Source organism: Streptomyces sp. NPDC005728, assembly GCF_040630895.1.
In the GTDB taxonomy this organism is placed as follows: Bacteria; Actinomycetota; Actinomycetes; order Streptomycetales; family Streptomycetaceae; genus Streptomyces.
Map to the genome: position 1 here is coordinate 55,424 of NZ_JBEXYL010000032.1, position 20,791 is coordinate 76,214.

At 70.3% G+C, this 20,791-nt stretch carries 18 protein-coding genes; 3 read left to right on the forward strand and 15 right to left on the reverse strand.

Annotated features, from left to right (window positions below):
- Positions 1-6: 6 nt before the first annotated feature.
- Positions 7-759, forward strand: a complete 753-nt coding sequence (gene ppgK / locus ABZ471_RS22420) for a polyphosphate--glucose phosphotransferase (RefSeq protein WP_359068544.1) — start codon at positions 7-9, stop codon at positions 757-759.
- 25 nt (positions 760-784) lie between these two features.
- Here ppgK and ABZ471_RS22425 read toward each other — a convergent pair whose 3' ends face one another.
- On the reverse strand, positions 785-1,342 hold the full coding sequence (locus tag ABZ471_RS22425) for a DUF6542 domain-containing protein (protein ID WP_359068545.1): 558 nt from the start codon (positions 1,340-1,342) through the stop codon (positions 785-787).
- A gap of 180 nt (positions 1,343-1,522) precedes the next feature.
- On the opposite strand from ABZ471_RS22425, the gene ychF reads away from it, so the two are divergent.
- A complete protein-coding gene (gene ychF, locus ABZ471_RS22430; RefSeq protein ID WP_359068546.1) occupies positions 1,523-2,611 on the forward strand; it encodes a redox-regulated ATPase YchF in 1,089 nt (362 codons plus the stop codon).
- A 114-nt stretch (positions 2,612-2,725) separates the two neighbouring features.
- Here ychF and ABZ471_RS22435 read toward each other — a convergent pair whose 3' ends face one another.
- Genes ABZ471_RS22435 through ABZ471_RS22445 form a run of 3 tightly spaced genes read right to left on the reverse strand, consistent with a single transcriptional unit; the run spans position 2,726 to position 6,005 of the window.
- The gene (locus tag ABZ471_RS22435; protein WP_359068547.1) at positions 2,726-4,012 is read right to left on the reverse strand and encodes a type III PLP-dependent enzyme; all 1,287 of its coding nucleotides are present in this window, start codon (positions 4,010-4,012) and stop codon (positions 2,726-2,728) included.
- The gene (locus tag ABZ471_RS22440; protein ID WP_359068548.1) at positions 4,009-5,346 is read right to left on the reverse strand and encodes an ATP-grasp domain-containing protein; all 1,338 of its coding nucleotides are present in this window, start codon (positions 5,344-5,346) and stop codon (positions 4,009-4,011) included. Before ABZ471_RS22440 ends, ABZ471_RS22435 begins: the two co-directional genes overlap by 4 nt.
- A gap of 38 nt (positions 5,347-5,384) precedes the next feature.
- The gene (locus ABZ471_RS22445) at positions 5,385-6,005 is read right to left on the reverse strand and encodes an HAD family hydrolase (protein ID WP_359068549.1); all 621 of its coding nucleotides are present in this window, start codon (positions 6,003-6,005) and stop codon (positions 5,385-5,387) included.
- Between the two features lie 231 nt (positions 6,006-6,236).
- Here ABZ471_RS22445 and ABZ471_RS22450 point away from each other — a divergent pair, with 231 nt between their 5' ends.
- Positions 6,237-6,992, forward strand: coding sequence for an NAD-dependent epimerase/dehydratase family protein (locus tag ABZ471_RS22450; protein WP_359068550.1), 756 nt, complete (start codon positions 6,237-6,239; stop codon positions 6,990-6,992).
- A 22-nt stretch (positions 6,993-7,014) separates the two neighbouring features.
- Here ABZ471_RS22450 and ABZ471_RS22455 read toward each other — a convergent pair whose 3' ends face one another.
- The 11 genes from ABZ471_RS22455 to ABZ471_RS22505 form a co-directional block, all read right to left on the reverse strand.
- On the reverse strand, positions 7,015-8,262 hold the full coding sequence (locus tag ABZ471_RS22455; protein WP_359068551.1) for an MFS transporter: 1,248 nt from the start codon (positions 8,260-8,262) through the stop codon (positions 7,015-7,017).
- Positions 8,263-8,333: 71 nt separating this feature from the next.
- Positions 8,334-9,329 carry a hypothetical protein gene (locus ABZ471_RS22460; protein ID WP_359068552.1) on the reverse strand — a complete coding sequence of 332 codons (996 nt, stop codon included), beginning with the start codon at positions 9,327-9,329 and terminating at the stop codon, positions 8,334-8,336.
- Positions 9,326-10,414: a galactose-1-phosphate uridylyltransferase gene (gene galT, locus ABZ471_RS22465; protein WP_359068553.1), complete on the reverse strand. Its 1,089-nt coding sequence runs from the start codon at positions 10,412-10,414 to the stop codon at positions 9,326-9,328. Before galT ends, ABZ471_RS22460 begins: the two co-directional genes overlap by 4 nt.
- The gene (locus ABZ471_RS22470) at positions 10,411-11,031 is read right to left on the reverse strand and encodes an SIS domain-containing protein (protein WP_359068554.1); all 621 of its coding nucleotides are present in this window, start codon (positions 11,029-11,031) and stop codon (positions 10,411-10,413) included. The genes galT and ABZ471_RS22470 overlap by 4 nt, the downstream gene beginning before the upstream one ends.
- A gap of 64 nt (positions 11,032-11,095) precedes the next feature.
- The gene (locus tag ABZ471_RS22475; protein WP_359068555.1) at positions 11,096-12,547 is read right to left on the reverse strand and encodes a glycogen/starch synthase; all 1,452 of its coding nucleotides are present in this window, start codon (positions 12,545-12,547) and stop codon (positions 11,096-11,098) included.
- Positions 12,544-13,149 carry a hypothetical protein gene (locus tag ABZ471_RS22480; protein ID WP_359068556.1) on the reverse strand — a complete coding sequence of 202 codons (606 nt, stop codon included), beginning with the start codon at positions 13,147-13,149 and terminating at the stop codon, positions 12,544-12,546. The genes ABZ471_RS22475 and ABZ471_RS22480 overlap by 4 nt, the downstream gene beginning before the upstream one ends.
- Positions 13,146-14,165 (reverse strand): hypothetical protein, encoded by a 1,020-nt coding sequence (locus ABZ471_RS22485; protein ID WP_359068557.1) that lies wholly within the window; start codon positions 14,163-14,165, stop codon positions 13,146-13,148. The genes ABZ471_RS22480 and ABZ471_RS22485 overlap by 4 nt, the downstream gene beginning before the upstream one ends.
- The gene (rfbB, locus tag ABZ471_RS22490) at positions 14,162-15,178 is read right to left on the reverse strand and encodes a dTDP-glucose 4,6-dehydratase (protein ID WP_359068558.1); all 1,017 of its coding nucleotides are present in this window, start codon (positions 15,176-15,178) and stop codon (positions 14,162-14,164) included. Before rfbB ends, ABZ471_RS22485 begins: the two co-directional genes overlap by 4 nt.
- Before the next feature lie 51 nt (positions 15,179-15,229).
- On the reverse strand, positions 15,230-16,339 hold the full coding sequence (locus ABZ471_RS22495) for a glucose-1-phosphate thymidylyltransferase (RefSeq protein ID WP_359068559.1): 1,110 nt from the start codon (positions 16,337-16,339) through the stop codon (positions 15,230-15,232).
- Complete coding sequence (gene malQ / locus ABZ471_RS22500) at positions 16,336-18,474, reverse strand: 4-alpha-glucanotransferase (protein ID WP_359068560.1); 2,139 nt, start codon at positions 18,472-18,474, stop codon at positions 16,336-16,338. The genes ABZ471_RS22495 and malQ overlap by 4 nt, the downstream gene beginning before the upstream one ends.
- Positions 18,475-18,553: 79 nt before the next feature.
- Positions 18,554-20,677 carry a glycosyltransferase gene (locus tag ABZ471_RS22505; RefSeq protein ID WP_359068561.1) on the reverse strand — a complete coding sequence of 708 codons (2,124 nt, stop codon included), beginning with the start codon at positions 20,675-20,677 and terminating at the stop codon, positions 18,554-18,556.
- Positions 20,678-20,791: the final 114 nt, after the last annotated feature.

The window sequence follows — 20,791 nt, forward strand, 5'->3', positions numbered from 1 at the left end:
GGGGCCATGCAGATCTTCGGTGTGGACATCGGCGGTTCCGGGATCAAGGGCGCCCCTGTGGACCTGGACAAGGGCGACCTGGCCCAGGAGCGGTGCAAGGTGCTCACCCCGCACCCGGCGACGCCCGACGGCGTGGCCGACGGGGTCAAGCAGGTCATCGACCACTTCGGCTGGACGGGCCCGGTGGGCCTGACCTTCCCCGGAGTGGTCACCGGCGGCGCCATGGTCCGCACGGCGGCCAATGTCGACAAGAGCTGGATCGACACGGACGCGCGCACCTTGTTCAGCGACCGGCTGGGCGGCCATCCGGTGACCGTGGTCAACGACGCGGACGCGGCGGGCGTCGCCGAGATGCAGTTCGGCGCAGGCCAGGGCCGTGGCGGCCCGGTCATCCTGCTCACCTTCGGCACCGGCATCGGCAGCGCCCTCTTCATGGACGGCACCCTCGTGCCCAACACCGAGCTGGGCCACCTCGAGCTGAACGGCCACGACGCGGAGAAGCGGGCCTCCAGCAAGGTCAAGGAGGACAACGGGCTGTCGTGGGAGCAGTGGGCCCGCCGCGTCCAGAAGTACCTCGAGCATGTCGAGATGCTCTTCTCGCCCGAGCTGTTCATCATCGGCGGCGGGGTGAGCCGCAAGGCGGACAAGTTCCTGCACCTCATCGAGGGCATCAAGGCCGAGATCGTGCCGGCCCAGCTGCAGAACAACGCGGGAATCGTCGGAGCGGCGATGAGAGCGGCGCAGGACCACGCGGCATAGGGTGCCGGTGGCCGGTGGCCGGTGCTCAGGCGCGGCGCCGGCGGGCCTGCACCCACAGCACCCGGCGTACGAGCACGATCACTCCCGCGACCAGCGTCCCCCCGTACAGCCAGCCCGCCTGTGTGGCGAGCCCGGTGACCAGCCCCATCAGCCGTCCGAGCAGACCCCCGCTGCCGTCGGCGACGGGGAAGAGACCCACCGCGAAGGCGATCGGTACGACGACGGGCGCGGTGAGCAGGTCCCCGCTGCGCACCCACAGCGCGGTCAGCACGCACACCGGCAGGAACAGCACGCCGTACAGCGTCAGCGATGCCCCGAACAGCAGCTGGTCCAGGGCGCCGAGCAGGAACATCGCGGCCGCGCAGAACAGCCCCCCGCCGAGCGCGGTGAGCCGGGGGCCCGGCACCTCGCCGGGCGGCAGCGGACGGGGCGCCCGTACCGGCCGCGCGGCCCGCTCCGCCCCCGGCGCGTGCCTGCTCTCGCCCGCCGGCCGCCGTGCCTGCGGCGGCAGCGGCGTGCGCCGCGCACGCGGCTTGCCGCGTCGCGGTCCGTTGTTCGGGGGTCGCGTCCTGTGATGCTCCACTGGACCAACCTAGGTCGTTTAATGTGCCGAATCTCCCCCCAGACACGCCGATGAGGAGAGCTTGGCCGCGCGTTCGACGCTCCCGCGAGCCCGCCGTCGCGGACGCCGTAAACTGGTGGATCGGCCAGTGCCTCTGGCCCCTGGCAGCCCCTGGCCCTCTCATCTACGGGAAGTCGCAACGTGTCGCTCACGATCGGAATCGTCGGTCTGCCGAATGTCGGCAAGTCGACCCTGTTCAACGCCCTGACCAAGAACGACGTGCTGGCGGCCAACTACCCGTTCGCCACGATCGAGCCGAACGTCGGCGTGGTCGGCGTCCCCGACGCCCGTCTCGCCCAGCTGGCCTCGATCTTCAAGTCGGAGCGCATCCTTCCGGCCACGGTCGACTTCGTCGACATCGCCGGCATCGTGCGCGGCGCCTCCGAGGGCGAGGGCCTGGGCAACAAGTTCCTCGCGAACATCCGTGAGTCCGACGCGATCTGCCAGGTCATCCGCGCCTTCAAGGACGAGAACGTCGTCCACGTCGACGGCAAGGTCTCGCCGAAGGACGACATCGAGACGATCAACACCGAGCTGATCCTCGCCGACCTCCAGACCATCGAGAAGGTCCTGCCGCGGCTGCAGAAGGAGTCGCGGATCAAGAAGGACGTCGCTCCCAAGGTCAAGGCCGTCGAGGAGGCCAAGGAGATCCTGGAGAAGGGCGACACGCTCTTCGCACACGGCATCGTCCAGGGCACCGAGCGCAACGAGCTGCTGCACGACCTGCACCTGCTCACCACCAAGCCGTTCCTGTACGTCTTCAACGTCGACGAGGACGAGCTGACCGACGAGGACTTCAAGAACGAGCAGCGCGCCCTGGTCGCCCCCGCGGAGGCGATCTTCCTGAACGCCAAGCTGGAGGCCGACCTCGCCGAGCTGGACGAGGAGGACGCCATGGAGCTCCTGGAGTCGGTCGGCGCCGAGGAGCCCGGCCTCGCCACCCTGGCCCGCGTCGGCTTCAACACCCTCGGCCTGCAGACCTACCTCACGGCCGGCCCCAAGGAGTCCCGCGCCTGGACGATCAAGAAGGGCGCCACGGCCCCCGAGGCGGCCGGTGTGATCCACACGGACTTCCAGAAGGGCTTCATCAAGGCCGAGGTCATCTCCTTCGCCGACCTGGTCGAAACCGGCTCGGTCACCGAGGCCCGCGCCAAGGGCAAGGCCCGCATGGAGGGCAAGGAGTATGTGATGCAGGACGGGGACGTGGTGGAGTTCCGCTTCAACGTGTGAGCCGATGAAATAGCACCACGTTGGCGGCCTGGCATACATACAGGTCACATGGGGTCGACTCTTCCGAGAGTCGACCCCTTGCTGTTTCCCGTGCTGGGGGACAGCGGTACGTGGTCACCCCTGGACGTACCGCCCGAGGTCGTGCTCGGGCTGGCGGGCGAGGAGGTCGTCGGCGGTGTCCCGGGCGCGGGCCAGGAAGGACCGTCCGCCGAGGAGCACGACCTCGGCGGGATAGCCGTGGCTGAGGAAGAAGACGGGTGAGGCGGTCGGGCCGTACGCTCCCGACCTGTGTACTCCGAGCAGGTCTCCGCGGTGCAGCGGCGGAAGCTGGGCGTTCTTGGCGACCGTGTCGTTCGGTGTGCACAGCGGTCCGGTGACGTTCCAGGGACCGGGCGTTTCCGAGTCGCTCTCGCCGGCCAGCAGCTCGATGGGGAAGTTCCGTTTCACGAACGAGCCGATACCGACCGCGGCCATGTGATGGTGCGTGCCGCCGTCCGTCACGGCGAATCGCTCCCCCATGGACTCCTTCGTGTAGCGCACCCGCAGGAGGTAGGTGCCGAAGCGAGCCGTCAGATACCGGCCGGACTCCATGATCAGCCTGGTGTCGGGGTGTGTTGATGCGAACGTGTGGAGCAGGGGATTGAGTTCCTTGGCCAGCTCGGTCACGTCGAGGTCGTGCTCCCCGTCGAAGTAGGCCACCCCCATGCCCCCGCCGATGTCCACGACCTCCAGGGGTACACCGGTGGCCGCGGCCACCCGGTCGGCCAGATCGAGGACGTAGGCGGTGTTCTTCACGACGATCTCGCTGTCCAGGATGCGCGTACCCATGTACACCTGGATTCCGGCGACATGGGCGTGCTGATACCTGGAGCCGATGTCGTGCGCGGCCAGCAGCGCCGCCTCGTCGATGCCGAACTGGCGGGGCCGGCCCCCCATGGTGAGCCGCGAACCGGTCACCGCGTAAGCGGGATTGACGCGCAGGAGCACCCGCTGGCGTACTCCGCGCTCGCGCGCGCACCGCTCGATGAGGTCCAGCTCGCCGAAGGACTCACAGACGATGCCGTAGATGCGGGCGTCGACGGCCGCGGCGATTTCCTCGACGCTCTTGCCGGGGCCGAGGAACAGGATGTCCCGGGGCGAGGTGCCGACGGCCAGGGCGGTCCTCAGCTCGGCCAGCGAGGACACCTCGGCACCGGCTCCGGCCGCGCGCAGCAGCTCGTACACGCTTCGATTGGGGTTCGCCTTCAGGGAGTAGAAGATCTCCAGGCCCGGATGCAGGGCGGCCCGCAGCTGCCGGAGGTTCTGGACCATGCCGTCGCCGTCGTAGACGTAGGCAGGAGTCCCGTACTGATCGGCGATGCCGGACCAGTCGATGTCCTTGGCGTTCTCCGTGTCCCTCACTGATTCACCATTCCGAGGAGTGCCTGCTCGGCGGCGCTCCGTAGTTCTTCGGCGTCGGCGGGGGTGTCCGCGACGCAGATGGCATAGAGCCGCCCGGCGGACTTCTTTCCCGGGGTGACGGCCGCGTTCAGGGTCGCGTAGTTGTTGATCAGCACACCGGTTCCTCCGGGGCTCCGGTACAGCAGTGCGCCGAGAGCCCGGCTGACCTCGCTGAACGCATACGCGCGGGTCGGGCGCAGCTGGACGACCGCTGCCAGGGCATGCTGCTCGGGGCCGAACAGCGCCTCCGCGACGCGGTTCTGATAGGTCGCCATGTTGAAACGGGCATTGATCTCGAGGCACGGGTAGAGCGTGCCGTCGGTGCCGAGCATGGCGTCGACCCCGACCAGACCGTAGTAGCCCTCGTCGGCCAGCCGCTTTCCGATGACCGCGGCGGCCGAGCGGAGCTCTTCCACCTCGTCCGGTCGCAGATCCGGTGGGAAGCGGTGGCCGCGGTGGACGCCGTCTTCCGTCAGTGCCGTCTTGACCGTCTCGAACCGGGTCGCGCCGTCACGGTCCACGGTGAACTGGTAGTTGAGATCCGACCGCTTGTCGATCCACTCCTCCACGACCAGCGAGACCGGAGCCTGCCTCCCCCGACGAGCCAGCATCCGCAGCAGCTGGTCCGCACGCAGACGGCTGTCCAGCACGACCATGCCGCGGCCCGACACCCCGAGGGACTCCTTGACCACCACCCGCGACCCTTCGCCGAGATGGGCGGCGATCGCCTCCTCCAGCTCCTCGTACGTGCGGCACACCGCGCCCGGCACCCTGGTCAGGCCGGTGTCGTCCACCAGTTCACGGCTGAAGATCTTGCCGTTGACGTGCCTGCACACCGCTGCCGACGGCCCGGCCAGCGGGAGCCCGGTGACTTCGGAGAGTCGCTCTTCGTCGGACGAGATGCCGAGCGGTGCCAGAAACGTGTGACCGTCGTCGAGACCGCGCAGATGGTCCAGCAGCCGCGGGGACGCCAGGGCGTCCTGGGTGACGGAGCGGCTCGGCACGTTGTCCTCGACGGTCAGCCGCTGTCCCCGTGCGGCATCGAGCGACCGGAGGTACGCCAGATACTCCTCGTCCACAGGAGCTTTGAGTACGACCACGTCGTTCACGTCCGCGTGGAGGACTCCGACTTCCTCCATCCGGTTGACGGTGGCACCGGAGAAACTGAACCCCGACCCCGGGAGTCCGGGCTCGCTCTGCCCCCAGACGCGTTCGACCTCGAAGTTGTTGAGGTAGACGAATCGTGCTTCGGGGTCGCCCGTCAACGCCCGCTTGAGCCTTCGGGTGAACGTCATGCTGTCCTTCCTCGTAGAAATGCGCACCGCCAGGCTGCTCAGACGCCGAGGTCACGGCAGATCGCCTGCAGGGCTTCCGCGGTGGTCGCACTGCGCAGTGTCGGCACCGGCAGCTCTCCGGTCCTCGCCGTGACAGCCGCCTGCGGTCCGACCCAGGCCGTCCGGCAGCCGGCACGGGTGCCCGCCTCGACGTCCGTGGCGAAGTCGCCGACCATCCACGACCGTGAGAGGTCCAGGCGCAGCTCCGCCGCGGCACGGAGCAGCAGCCCGGGCTCGGGCTTACGACAGGAGCAGCGCCGCGCCAGCCCGGGCACCACGCCGTCGACGTGGTGCGGGCAGGTGTAGATCGCGTCCAGCTCCACGTCGACGGCCGTGAGCTCCGCCTGCAGGTGGCGGTGCATCGCCGCCAGGTCAAGGCCGGTGAACAGGCCGCGGGCGAGCCCGGACTGGTTGGTGACGACCACCAGAGCCGCACCGTGGTCTTCCCGCAGGGTCCGCAGCCACGGACCGATTCCCGGCTGCAGGACGAGATCCGACGGCCGGCTCGGATAGTGCCGTGGTTCTGTGAGCGTTCCGTCGCGGTCGAGGAAGACCGCCGGCTTCCGCGCACGCGGTGTGCGACTGCCGCGGTCGGCCCGCGCAGTGCGGACGGAGGTCATGGAGCACTCCACTTCCGGTCGGCGACGCCTTCGGGTCGGAAACGATCACGTGGTACCCAAGAAGTAGCCCGGGTCCTGCGGCCGCCACAACCGAGCCAGTCGGGTATGACAACACGTCCGGCGCCATGTCCGCGCCGATGATGCCTCCGGCGCCGTCCCTGCCCGCCTAGCTTCGACCGCACAGGGCACCTCCGGGCGGTGGGACGCCCGGTTCACCGGAGGAACGGGTTCATGGAGATCGTGGGAAGAGGCTTTGTCGCCGCCGCCTTGCGGACGATCTCCCACCGCCATTCCGGGGTCGTCGCGTTGGCGGCCGGAGTGTCCCGGATAAGCGCCGAGTACACGCAGCAGGATGTGGCGAGAGAGGCCGCCCTGGTGGTCGACCAGGCACGCCGCTGTGCGTCCCGGGGAGAGAAGCTGCTCTATTTCTCCACGGCTTCCGCAGCGTTGTACGGCGCCCGGGACTGTTCGGGCACGGAAAGCTGCCGGCACACTCCCCGCACCGCGTACGGCCGGCACAAGCTCGCCATGGAGAACCTGGTGAAGCAGTCCGGCTGTTCCTGGCTGATCATGCGTCTCACTCATCTCGTCGGCCCGGGGCAGCGGCCCCATCAGCTGGTCCCGGCCCTGGTGGCGCAGGCACTCGACGGCCGGGTGCGCATCCTCCGCCGGGCGAGCCGCGACCTGCTCGACGTCGACGACTTCGTCGCGATGACGGACATGGTGCTGAGCGCCGGGATCGAGAGAGAAACGATCAATCTGGCATCCGGTCGGTCCACGGAAGTGGACGCGATCGTCGACCATGTCGCCGCGCTGACCGCGACGAATCCGGTGCGGCAGTACGTCGAGGAAACAAGCAGGCACTCGGTCTCGATCGAAAAACTACGGTCCCTGTCACCCCGGAGAGGGATATGGACGTTCTCCGAGGACTACTACAAGACCGTTCTGGACAAATCCGTGGCCGAACTGCTCCGACCCGGTCCGTGAGGACCGGGTCGGCACCCGCTGCTCAGCGCTGCTCCACGGCCTGCTGTTCCTCGGCGCCGTGGTCATCGCCCGTGCTCGCCGCCACTCCGCGGGTGAGCGTCCTCATCCCGGCGAGGACGGCCACCACCGCGAGGACGGCGGCACTGCACGGAATCCGGTAACCCGCCTCGGAACCGAACCACTCGACGACACGACCGGCCACGGCAGACCCCAGGGCGTTACCGCCCAGCAAGCCCGTCACGGCCAGCGCCATGCCCTCGTTGATCTGCGCCGGCGGCACCAGTTGCTGGACCAACGTCATGCCGGTGATCATCGTGGGTGCCGTCGCCATGCCGGCGACGAACATCAGCACCATCAGTGACGGCAGTCCGTCGGCCAGCAGGAGCGGCAGCATCAGTGCCGCCATCGCGGCCACTCCCACCGCGAACTGGGTGGTCTGCCCGGCCTTGACGGTGAGCGCGCCGAAGGCGAGGCCGGCGACGGCCGAGCCGAGAGCCAGCAGGGCGAGCACCCACCCCGACGACGAGGCGTGGCCGAGGTCCTCGGTGTACGCGACCGTGGTGAGTTCGAGGGACCCGAAGACCGCTCCGGTGAGGAGGAAGGTCAGGATCATGATCTGCAGCCCTCGGTTGCGCAGCGGCGAGGACGCCTGACCGGCGTCCGGCTCGTGGACCGGCGGCTCCGTCCTGCGCTGAGCGGTGAGCAGCAGCGTGCCTCCCAGCGTCAGGGCGCTCGCCCCCAGGACTCCCGCCTCCGGAAAGAGTGCCGTGCACAGGGCGACGGACAGGATCGGGCCGACGATGAAACCCACCTCGTCGAGGACCTGTTCCAGCGCGTTCGCCGTGTGCATGGCGTCGGGTTCGTCCTTGAGGAGTTCCGCCCAGCGCGCCCGGACCATACCCCCCACGTTGGGTGCGGTCGCCGACAGGACAGCGGTGGCGAAGAGCGTCCAGTCCGGAGCGCCGTTGCGCACACAGACCACCTGGAGCACCGAGAAGACCACCGAGAACACGGTGGCCGGAACGGCCGCGCGACTCTGTCCGTAACGGTCGATCAGACGGCTGATCCTCGGCACGATCAGCACGGCCGCGACGAGACTGGTCCCGGAGACCAATCCCGCGAGCGCGTACGAGTCGCGCACGGTCGCGATCATCACCACGGTGCTGATGCCGTACATGGACAGCGGCAGCCGGGCCAGGAAGCCGGCTGCGGTGAAGGAGAAACTCCCCTGGTGGGAGAACAACCTGCGGTATGAGGCCAGAAGGGACAACGGAAACGACTCTCCAGGGTGGTGAGGGCCAGGAACGGCCCGGGGATGGCGGGGGATCCGCCGGAGCGGGGTCAGAGGGTGTGCAGGACGGCTCCGCGCGTGTCGAAGGCGAAGGGCTGCTCCTGCATCCCGTGCGCGGTCAGGACTTCGCGCACGTGAGGCTGTCGATCGAGAGGAACGTGCAGGAGCAGGAACCCGCCCCCGCCTGCCCCGAGCAGCTTGCCCCCCGTGGCACCGGCCGCGAGGGCGTCCTCGTAGGCACGGTCCGCCCGTGGCAGGGACACGCGGGCGCCGAGGCCGCGTTTGAGTTCCCAGTGGCGTCCGAGAAGACGCCCCATCTCGGTCAACCGCCCCTGTACCAGGGCGTCTTTGAAGGGAGCGGTGAGTTCCTTGATCTCGTGCAACCGGTGCGTGGTGTCCCTGTCACCCCTCTCCGTTCCACCGGCCTGGTCGCTGAGGATGTCGCCGGCGTCGCGGCTGGTCCCGGTGTGGAAGAGAAGAAGCTCTTCGCCGAGCCGGCGCCGGAACCCGTCCGGCACCGCGACGTCCTCCACGTCCACGGTGCCGTCCCGGTGGAAGTGCAGCAGGCGGAATCCGCCCAGGGCCGAGAGATAGTGGTCCTGCCGGCCCACGGACCGGCCAAGGCCCTCGATCTCGATGTCGCTGGCCGCCCTCGCGAGCGAGCATGCGTCCAGTGGCTCCGCCGACAGCCCGGCGACCAGGGAGACGCAGAACGCGGCCGAGCTGCCCATGCCGGTGGCTCCCGGCACGTCCCCTGTGGAGAAGAGATCCAGAGGAGTGCCGTCCCAGTGACGGAGCATCGCCTCCCGCGCGAAGGGATTGGCCAGTTCCCGGGCCGACTCCGCACGGCCGCAGGAGTCCAGGCACACCCGGATCCCGGTCGCTCTGCGGGCGCGCCTGCCCACGACCGTGACCCGCAGATCCGTGCCGGCCCCGAGCACCGTCCCTCCGAAGCGGCGGGCGTAGCCGGGCAGGTCGGTGCCTCCGCCGGCGAGGGATATGCGCAGGGGGGCGCTGCTCACCCACATGCCCGTGTCCGCGTTCATGTCGTCACCGGTGCCTGCCTGAGTGCCTCGGCCGCTCGCTCGGGGTCCGTCTCGCTCACGAAGGCTCCCGCTCCCAGCTCACCGGCGGCCATGCGTTTGACCGCCCCGGAGTCCCAGCGGTCGGAGAACACCTGGGCCCGCAGATGGGCCAGCTCACGGTCGTGGCGGGCCGGTGCCTGAACCCACACCGCCATGTACGGCAACGGCCGGTCGGCCACCGTCTCGAAGCGTCGCAGCACGGAGCGGTAGATGCCGGAGAGGTCGTCGCGTTCCTCCTCCTGGAGAGCGGCGAGGTCCGGGACGTGCCGTCGTGCGTAGAGGTGCACCTCGAACGGCCACCGGGCCGCGAACGGCACGAACGCCGTCCAGTGGGCGGAGCGCGCCACGACGCGGCTTCCCGCGTCTTCTTCCGCCTCCAGAACCCTGCAGAACACACAGTCCTCGCCGCACGCATGCTCCTGCCGCGCCGTCTCCTGCATGCGCCGGAACCGGTCGGGAATCCACGGGTAGGCGTATATCTGCCCGTGGGGATGGTCCAGGCTGGCCCCGACCTGCGCGCCCCTGTTCTCGAAGCACACGACCTGCTCCACCTCGTCGAGCCGGTTCAGTTCCCGGGTGCGGTCCGCCCACGCGTCGACCACGGTGCGGACCCGGGACAGCGGCAGCCGAGCCAGTGTGGTGCCGTGGTCACTGCTGTACGAGATCACCTCGCAGCGTCCCGGCGCCGGGGCGCTGGCGAGCAGCGCGGAGCCGTCCGCCGGCCCGGTCGTGCCCGGGCCGCCGAGAGCGGGGAAACGGTTGTCGAACACCGCCACGTCGTAAGCGCCTCCCGGTACTTCCACCACCTCGCGGGGCGAGTCGGTGCACAGAGGGCAGTACGGACCGGTGGCCGACCGTCCGCGTCGGTGCGGCGCCATCAGGATCCACTCGCGTGTCGTCGGATCGCGACGCAGTGACGAGGAGGGAACCGGCGTCGGCGCCGGCTCGTGGCGTACGTCCGCCTGCGGACGCCCCGGGTGCTCGTCGTAGTAGTGGATGCGCCGTCCGTCCGTCAGCGTCGCGCTGGTGCGGTGTACGGGGGTCAACGGACTCTTCCCGCGGTAAGGGCGGGCTCGGTGGCGCGCGCGGTGACGAAGTCGCGCATGTGACGGGTCAGAATGTGCGCGATCATCATGTGGATGTCCTCCTGCTCCTCGATGGAGCCGGCCCGGGCCTTCACCCAGCGGTCGCTCAGCGCGACGGCCTTGTCGGCGACCGGGCCGAGCAGTCCCACGGTCCGGACACCGAGTTCACGGGCGAGCCGCAGTGCCTCCAGCACGTTGGGGGAGTTGCCGCTGGTGGTGATGCCCACGAGGACATCGCCCTCCTGCGCCAGGCCCGAGAGCTGACCGCTGAAGACGGACTCGTATCCGACGTCGTTGGCCCACGCGGTGATCGCCGGCACGTGGTCGACGAGCGAGTACACCCGCATCGGCGCGGCACCGGGCTGCCGGGTGTTCTTCGCCAGATCGACCGCGAAGTGCGACGCCGTGGCCGCGCTCCCGCCGTTCCCGCAGGTGAAGACGGTCCGGCCGGCGAGGTACACCTCCTCAAGCAGCTCTGCCACGGCGGCGAGTTCGGTGAGGGAGAGCTCATCGACCGCCCGCCGTATGCCCGTCAGGTATCCGTGCATGTGGGCGGTGCGCTGATGAGTGCTGTCCATGTTCGTCGTCCGTCCGCGGAGAGAAGGGTGCCGGGTGATGTCGTGCGTGGTGCGGGGCGTCCGGTCAGTCACCCGCCACCACGCGTTCGTAGAGCCGCGCGGTCTGCCGGGCCGTACGCTCCCAGGACCAGTCGTGGGACATCGCCCGCCGCCGGGTCCGTTCCACCTCGCCGGGGTGTTCGGCCAGCCACCTCACCGCTTGGTCCACGGTGTGCCCGACCGCGTCCGGGGTGAGTGCCGCGAAGTGGAATCCTGTGCCCTGCGCGGGGTCGTCCCGCAGGTCGGTCACCGTGTCCCGTAGGCCGCCGACCGCGCTGACCAGCGGGATGGTGCCGTAGGCCATGGCGATCAACTGGTTGAGGCCACACGGCTCGACGCGCGACGGCATGAGTGTGAAGTCGGCGCCCGCGTAGACCAGGGAGGCGAGTTCCTGGTCGAAGCGCGGGGTGTGGTGGACGGCCCCCGGAGCGCGGTCCCGGAGGTCCGCGAGTACTTCGAGGTACTCGGCGTCGCCGGTTCCGACGACGGCCAACTGCGCGCGCCCGCTGGTCAGGAGCGGACCGAGGGCGGCGAACACGAGATCGATGCCCTTGTCGGGGACGAGCCGGGCGCAGACCGCGAACAAGGGGATGTGCGGATCGGCGTCCAGGCCCGTACGGCGTTGCAGCAGATGCTTGTTGGCCAGCTTGCCGTCCGCCACCTCAGGGCCGTCGTAGGGAACGGCGAGCGGGCCGGGGTCAGCCGGGTCCCAGACCTTGCGGTCCACGCCGGCCACGATGCCTTCCATGTGCAGCGGCTTCAGCGCGTCACCGAGTGGCGTGCCCGCGAACGCCTCGGTGAGCTCGCGGGCGTACCCGGGGCTTCCCGTCGTGGCCGCGTCCGCGGCCAGCAGGCCCGTCAGCAACAGGCTCGGACTGCCCTGCGCCTTGTCGAGGAGAAGCGCGGTGAACTCGTCCGGTAGGCCCAACTGCGCCGCCTGCTGCGGGGACACGTCGCCGCGGTACTCGCCGTTGTGCACGTTCATCAGCAGAGCGGGCCGCCGTCCTGCCCTGCCCCGCAGGTGGCGCAGGTGTGCCAGCGCCGGCCCGGACTGCCAGTCGTTGCCGTGGACCAGGTCGTAGGACCGCCCGGATCCGCGTACCCACTGTGCCGCCGCGCTTCCGTAGAAGGCGGCCCGTGCGGCGGCGTCCGGGAACTCCACGTAGCGGCCGTCGCGATAGATCCCTTCTCGGTCGTACCAGCGGTCGGACCGCAGCAGGAGGACCTCGCAGGAACCGTCGTGGCCGATCAGCCGCTCGACCGTTGCCGCGCCGCCGACCGTCAGGGCGGGGAGCCGGGCGACCGTCTCCGTGCGCAGGCCCTGCTCGTCGACGAGCCGCGGGTAGTAGGGAATCAGCAGAGTGTGGTCAAGGCCGTGGTGGCGGTGCAGGAGTTCCGGCAGCGCCCGCGCGGCCTGACCGAGACCGCCCTCCACGAAGTACGGTGCCAGCTCCTGGCACAGGTAGAGGCATCTCACGGTGCGACCTCCCGTTGTTCGGCGAACGACACCCACAGCCCGAAGAGGTGCAGGTCCGGGTTGTACGGCAGTTCCAGCCAGGTACAGCGGGGCGCGCTCGCGCACTCGGCGGTCACCTGCCACAGCCGGGGCACGGCACCGGGGACCGCCTCGCCACCGGAGTCGAGGAAGAACTCCCCCTCGGCGCAGCAGCTTTCGCCGGGAGCGGGGTGCCGGGCCAGGATGTCGCTGAACCCGATGACGAGATCCGTTCCCTCGCCGCCGCAGTCCTGCCGCAGCCGGACCACCTCCTGGACGGAGCCGCCGGATCCGGCACCCACGGCGTGCAGCGCCGCCACGGCGCCGCTGCGCGGCAGCCGGATCAGCTGTCCCTCGCAGGCCACGTTGTCGGGAGCGCCCGCGCCGTGGTCCTTGGCCAGTCCGAGCGCCGGGGCCAGGTCGTGCAGCATCTCCGCAGGAAGGAAGCGGCCGAAGCCGTCGAATCCCTCACCGCCGGGCTCCTGCGCGGTCGAGCAGCCGACGTTGTTGCGGTGCGGTGCGAGGTCGACGGCCATGGCGCCGACGGGCACGCTCACGCCTCTCATATGGCTCGTGCGGCTCATACGGCGACTCCCACGGCCGACGTCAACTGTGCCGCGACGGCGTGGAGATCGTCGTACGCACTGTCGAGCCTGACGCCGATCTGCCGGTGGAACTCGCGGGCCCGCTCGGTCGTCCGGGGCATCACCCCGAGGCGCATCAGGAGGTTGCGCACCACGAGGATGTCCCGGCAGGCCCGGTCCGCTCCCGCGGCCGGCCCGGGCCCGACCGGCACCGCCGCGTCGTCCGCCAGCAGCCCGAGGTAACGGGAGAACCAGCGGAGCACGTGGTGGTACCACCACAGGCCGAGAACGAGCCCCTGACCGACTCCCCAGCTCAGCTCGTTGCCCTCGGCGCCCCTGGGACGCTCGGCCACGAGTTCCACGTAGTCGTCCAGCCGCTTGCGCAGGCCGTCCACCAGTTCGGCGCCCCCGAGGAACCCGTCATGCCCTCGGGTCAGCTCCTGGGCGGCCACGGCCAGTTCCTGCGCGAGCCCACCCGGGGCCGGTGTCCCCGGCTGCCCGGGCGCGTCACGCAGCACCTCCATCCAGGACTGTCCCGCGTCCTCCCGGCACATCGCCGCCTCCAGGTCCGCCACCGGCAGACGGCCGTCGAGGTAGACCGCCTGCCCCGGATCCAGGACGTGCACGGTGGCCTCGACCGGGTCCAGCTCGCTGACGACGATCGCGTGCAGGGCATGGCTGCGGCCGTATCCCGGCCAGAAGTGCTTGAGGTGGAAGGCGTCGGCCGCGATGGCGACGGTGCGGCCCTCGGCCACCGCGCCGAGCGCCTCCCGCCACCCCGCGGTGTCGCGCACACGGTGATCGAGCAGCCGGTATCCCCGCCGCTCGGCCATGGCCGAGAACTGCACGAACGGTTCGCCGAAGACCGGCCGGCCTTCGGCGTCCCGGACGGCCCCGGTCGAGGCGCTGTTGCCCAGAATCCGGGCGGGGTCGGCCTGCGGGTCCGCCGAGCGCAGCAGGGCGGCCACCGCCGCGTGGTAACAACTCGAATCGACGAGCGGGGACACGTGGCTCACCTGTTCCTCTCCACGGCGCACAGGGACGGGCAGGGATCGGACGGATCCGGGCGCTCCCACCAGGAGCGGTTCTCGCGGTACCACGACACCGTCTCGGCCAGGCCCTCCGTGAAGGAGCGCCGCGGCGCGTACCCCAGCTCGCACCGGATCTTGGACCAGTCGACGCTGTACCGGGCGTCGTGGCCCTTGCGGTCGGCCACGTGTTCCACGCTGCTCCAGTCGGAGCCGCACAGATCCAGCAGCCGCTGCGTGAGCTTCCTGTTGGACAGTTCGGTGCCGCCGCCGACGTTGTAGACCTCGCCCGGCCTTCCGCGTTCCAGGACGAGGCGGACGGCACGGCAGTGGTCCTCGACATGCAGCCAGTCCCGCACGTGGCGGCCGTCGCCGTAGAGAGGAACCCTGTGTCCGTCGAGGAGACGGGTGACGAACCGGGGAATCAGCTTCTCCGGGAACTGGTGAGGCCCGTAGTTGTTGGAGCAGCGGGTGATCCGTACGTCCAGGCCGTGTGTCCGGTGGTAGGACAGCGCCAGGAGGTCCGCGCCCGCCTTCGACGCCGCGTAGGGAGAGCTGGGCGCGAGGGGCTGCTCCTCCGTCCAGGAGCCGGAGGGGATCGTCCCGTACACCTCGTCGGTCGACACGTGCACGAAGGTGCGCGGTCCGTGCCTCACGGCCGCCTGCAGCAGGGTGTGCAGCCCGAGAACGTTGGTGGCGACGAAGGCGTGCCCCGCGGCGATCGAGCGGTCGACGTGTGACTCGGCGGCGAAGTGCACGACGGCGTCGTGGCCGGCCATGAGTCCGTCGACCAGACCGGCGTCGAGGATGTCTCCCCGGACGAACGCAAGGCGCGGATCGTCGGCCACCGGTGCGAGGTTGGCGCGATTGCCCGCGTAGGTCAGGGCGTCCAGAACGGTCACCGTGGTCGGCGGCGCGTCCGTGCGTTCGCCCGAGGTCAACAGGGAACGGACGAAGTGCGAGCCGATGAAGCCGGCTCCTCCCGTGACGAGGATCTTCATGATGTGCCCTCAAAGCCTTCCTGAGGTGGGTCCTTTCGAGGACGGGTACGGTCAGCCGACGAGCAGGACGCTGCTGTGATCACCGAGCACCAGCCGCTGCGGCCGGGGCCCCGGGCCCGGCCCCGGGCCCGACACGCATGCGTGCCGCCCGAGCAGCGAGCCCTCGACCGGGCCGGCGCCGTCGAGCCGTACGCCGTCCAGGAGGATGGAGGAGCGCACGGCGCTCCCCGAGATCCGGCAGCCGTCGGCCACCGAGGTGAACGGACCGATGACCGAGTCGTGCACACGGACATCCGCACCGATGACGGCGGGGCCCACGACGCGTGACCGGACGATCGACGCGCCCTTCTCGATGCGCACCCGCCCGATGACCTCGCTGCCTTCGTCCACATCGCCGTGCACCGACCTCTCGACGTCCTCCAGTACGGCGTTGTTGGCTTCCAGCAGGTCGTCGACCTCGCCGGTGTCCTTCCAGTAGCCGGTCACCAGCGACCCGCGGACCGTCCGCCCGGTGTCGATCAGCCGGCGCACGGCGTCGGTGATCTCCAGTTCGCCGCGTGCCGACGCCTCGATGGCGGCCACGGCTTCGTGCACGGCGGGGGTGAAGAGGTAGACGCCCACGACCGCCAGGTCACTGCTCGGCACCGCCGGCTTCTCCTCCATGCGCGCGACCGTCCCGTTCCCCGCCAGCTCGGCGATGCCGAACCGCGTGGGGTCCGCGACCTTGGCCAGCAGGATCCATGCGTCGGCGGGGCGCAGTGGCGCGCCCGTAGCCCTTCGGGCCTGCCGCTCGGCGCGGTACCGCGCCATGAGGTCCGCTATGCCGCCCGACAGGTAGTTGTCCCCGAGGTACATCAGGAAGTCGTCTTCGCCGAGCCAGTCGCGCGCCACCCGCACGGCGTGGGCCAGGCCCAGCGGCTCCTCCTGCACCAGGTAGGTGATCCGGGCGCCGAACCGTGATCCGTCACCGATGACGTCCCTCAGCTCACGAGCCGCTCCACCGACCACCACGCCGATCTCGCGGATCCCGGCCGCGACGATCGCCTCGATGCCGTACAGGATCACCGGCTTGTTCGCCAGCGGGATCAGCTGCTTGGCCATGGTGTGGGTGAGCGGACGCAGCCGGCTTCCTGTGCCGCCCGCCAGCACGAGTGCCTTCACCGGGTTCCCCCGGTCACGGCAGCGGGTGCGAGGGCGGCGGCCAGCTCACGCGCCAGGGGCGCGGTGCGCAGTTGGTCGAGCGTGACGGGCCGGCCGTGCGCGTCCGAGACCGGCAGTTGCCAGTTCGGGTACGAGCCCGACGTTCCGGGGAGGTTCGGACTCCGCACGTCGGAGACGACGTCCGGCAACCAGGCCGCGAGCAGAACGGACGGAGTGCGCGCCAAATAGCGGTGCAGGGAGACCAGACGGGCGGTGTCGTCGTCCGCGTCCTCGGTGGCACAGCCTGCCCGGGCGACCTCGTCCAGCCAGGTCCGGCGCAGCAGGCCGGCGGCCCGCTGTTCCTCGGCGAGGGGCGCGGACAGCAGGCCGTGCCGGTGGCGCAGCTCCACGTGGTCCCCGCTGAGCCAGGAGGCCGAGCTGGGCAGGTCGTGCGTGGTGAGGGTGGCGAGGCACTGCCGACGCCAGCGGTGTGCGGGCACGATCGCGCCGTCCGGGTCCTCCTCACCGGAAGCCGTGCTCTCCCGCGTCAGCCAGAGGACCGACGTTCCCAGCACGCCACGTGCAGCGAGTTCGTCCCGCACGCCGGACTCGACGGTACCGAGGTCCTCGCCGATCACGTACACACCCGCCCGGAGGGCCTCCAGAGCCAGCACCCCCAGCATCGCTTCGGGGTCGTAGCGGACGTACGTCCCTTCCCCGATGCCCGAGCCCTCGGGGATCCACCACAGGCGGAAGAGCCCCATGACGTGGTCGAGGCGTACCGCGCCCGCGTGGCGGAAGACCCGGCGGAGCAGCCCGGCGTACGCCGCATAGCCGGTCCGGGCCAGTGCGTCCGGCCGCCAGGGCGGCAGCCGCCAGTTCTGGCCCTGGGCGCTGAACGCGTCCGGCGGCGCGCCCGCGTCGACCCCCGTCGCGAGGCAGTCCTGCAGGGCCCAGGCCTCCGCACCCCCCGGGTGTACCCCTACCGCGAGGTCGTGCACGACCCCCACCGACATCCCGGCGTCTTCCGCCGCCGTGTGGGCGTCCGCCAGCTGACCGTCCACGAGCCAGGCGAGCCAGCGGTGGAACTCCACCTCCCCGGCCAGTCTCTCCCGCTCGGCCCGGACGGCGGGCGATGCGGGGTGGCGCAGCGGACCGGGCCAGGTGCGCCAGTCGGGTCCGTGCACCTCGGCCAGTGCGCGCGCGGTCGCGAAGTCCGTCAGCTCCTGGCCCTCCCGGGCGACGTACTCGCGGTAGGAGTCAAGGCGTTCGGAGGCCGGCGGCACCCGGTGCAGGAGCTGCAGGGCCGCACGCTTGAGCTGCCAAGCGACGTCACGGTCGATCAGGTCGTCCCCGGACAGCACGCGTTCGCGCAGGCGATCGGCTCGTTCGGCCAGTCCGTCCGCCGTGGCCCGGTCCTCGCCCGCCAGCGCCGCGTACTCCGGCACGGCGTCGACCCTCAGGTGCACCGGGTCGGCGAAGTACCTGCTGGACGGCCAGTAGGGGGAGTGGTCCGAGTGCGCGGCCGGGAGCATCGCGTGCAGCGGGTTGATCAGGACGAAGTCCGCTCCGAGCGCGCTGCCCGACCAGTGGACGAGGCTCTTCAGGTCACCCAGGTCTCCCATTCCCCAGGAGCGGTCGGAGAGGACCGAGTACAACTGCGTGGCGAAGCCCCACCCGCGTCGCTCCGGTGTCGGGATGCCGTCCGGGGTCACGATCAGCGGCGTGGTCACCCACCCGTCGGCCGACGACGCCCGAAGGGTGTGGTAGCCGAGGGGGAGGTCGGTGGGCAGCGTCCTTGGGCCCGGCTCCCCCGGCTCACCGGCCGGGACGTCGCGACTGTCGCCGTTCTCCAGGTCCACGACGATCCGGGTGTCCGGCCCCACCTCCAGCCGCGCCGGACGGCCGGCGCGAGCGACCACGCAAGGGGGCAGCAGGCGTGACGCCTGGTCCCGCCGGTGCTGCGCGAGTGACTGCCGGACCGCCTCGGGGGTCGAGGCATCGACTCCCAGGGCAGCCAGCACCCGGGTGAGAGTGGTCCGGGACACGGGCTTGCCCGTACCGTCCGCGGCGCGGTACCAGGTGTCCACACCCTTGGCGCGGGCAAGGTCGGCCAGCGCATCCGGCACGGGCTCCGGTCGGTCGGGTTCTGTCACGGAAGTCTTCCCCTATCGGTCCTGTGAGGCAGCGGAGCGCTGAGCGGCTCGCAGACGCTGCACGACGCATGAAGTGGGCTCAGTGCTCCGGAACCGGGCGGACCTCGTCCCAGACGAAGCGGCCGCGGGGCAACGTGACCAGCAGGACCACCGGGTGGTCGCCGAGCGGGCCCGGAACGCTGCCACGGAAGGTGTCGCCCTCCCGGTTCAGAGGCTGTCCGAAGCCGTCGGCCGGGCTGTCGGCTCCCGGGGTGAACAGCTCGACCCGCTCGGCATGCGGAAAGTGGTACACGACCTCGGCACGGCCGCCCCTCTCCCGCGCGCGCAGCCTGTGCCTGACCTGGTGTGCTTCCCCCGGGTGCCCCGGCATGCCGAGCAGCGCCTCGCAGACCTGGAATCGCGCGGCACGGTACGCCGTACGGAAGGCCGCCTCCGCGAGGTCAGGACGACCGGCGCAGGCGCGCACGCACTCCTGCGGTCTACCCTGCGCGGCGGCGCTCAAGGCGATCAGTTCGCGATGCGCCGCCCACGTCTGGTCGTCGAGGCCTTCGTACCAGCCCCGGCGGATCAGGGTCTCCGGATCGCCGGGGACGACGGCACCGGCCAGTACGCGCTGGAACCGCTCCTCGCGGAGCCGGGTGCTGGCGTCCCAGGTGAGTTGCCGGGCGGTCCGGCGCGCGCGCTCGGACAGCCGTGCGTACGTGCCGGCGTCATGACGGTAGAGACGGGCAGCCTCTCGGATCCGCTCGGCCAGGCGGTCCCGCAGGAGGTCATCGTCCGGACGGAACGAGCGGGCCACGGCGAAACCGGTGGCTTCGGCCTGCTCGTGCCAGTCGAAGGCGTGCCCGAAGTGGCGGGTGCCGGACTGCAGGGTGGCGATCGGTACCGCCCCGCACGCCATGGCCTCACCCTGGGCGATCAGGAAGGTGTCCATCTCGAATTTCGATGGAAAGACGCAGAAGTCGGCCGCCGACGCGTAGTCGAAGAGTGTGGCCTCGTCGACCATCTCCCAGTTCACACGCAACCGGTTCTTGTGCTTTTCCGTCATTTCGCGCAGAGAGGGCGGCAGTTCCTGCCGGGTCTTCGTGCCGGGCAGGGCGCACCGGATCAGGAAGTTGGCTTCCAGGCCCTCGTCCAGCACCCGGGTGACCGCCTGGAACAACTCCGACTGTCCCTTGTGATGGGGGGCATAACGCGCGCTGTGGTAAAAGGTCGGCCACGTCGGGTCGAGTCCGAGGCCCGAAAGAAAGTCCCTGCGGTGCTCCTTCGCCGCCGTGCGCCGCAACCAGCTGTCGGAGACGGCACAGCCTCCGACGAACAGTTTGTCCGCGTTGCGCCGAAGCACCTCGGAAACCGTCAGTCGTCTGAACCGCGCCTCGAACGGGGTGTCGGCGAAGGTGGCGACGTATTCGCTCTGTCCCTGCGTCAGGAAATCGACGGCCGCGGCGAATTCGAGGACGAGGGACCGGTAGGTGACACCGCCGGGCCGTTCGGCCGGATCCAGCAGGGTCGACGGCAGGTACCGGCGCAGGACCTCGTGCAGCGCTCCCGGGTCCTCGGGCGGATCCGCGTAGCCGTCGAGGTCGGCTTCCGCTCCCAGCAGGGCCAGCAACTCCTCCACCTGCGGCCGGTGGACCTTGTCGTTGACCGGCACGTTCGTGGCCACGGTGCTCACGACAGGAATCCCCGGCGTGGCACGGAGCGCGACCGGCAGCAGGTAGTGCTGGTACGGCTCGTACGCCTGGACCAGGTCGGCGGCCCCCAGGACCTGCCGGATGAACCTGACTCCCGCGACCTGGAACACCGGCTCCTTGAAGAACGAGAGGTCGCGACCCTCCGCCTCGGCGTCCGGGAGGAACGTCTCCGGAAGCAGGTCGAGGCAGGTGTTGGACAGGAAGTAGAGGTCCACTCCCTGATGCCTCATGTGCAGGGCCGTGGTACGCAGCGGCACGTCGACGCGGGAAGGAAAACCGTGCCAGACCGCGGGATCCAGGACGAGGGGCATCCGGAATTCGTCCGCGAAGGCGGTGTCCCGGGCACCGTATCGCTCACGCAGATACGGGCCGTGGCCGTGGGCCGGCGTGACGATCGAGACCGTGTGTCCGCGTTCCGCGAGTTCGACCGCGGAATTCCACACCAAGGCAGCGGTGCCGCTCCGCATCAGTCGCGGATCGAAGGCTCCGCACTCGAAGGCGAAGGTCACCACATGCATCGTTACGCAGCCTTACGTGTCCTGGTACTCCGGGGCCTGGGGCCAAAAGGAGAAGCGGCCGACGGCCCCTCACATTCTGGAGGCCGTCGGCACGGATGTAGACCT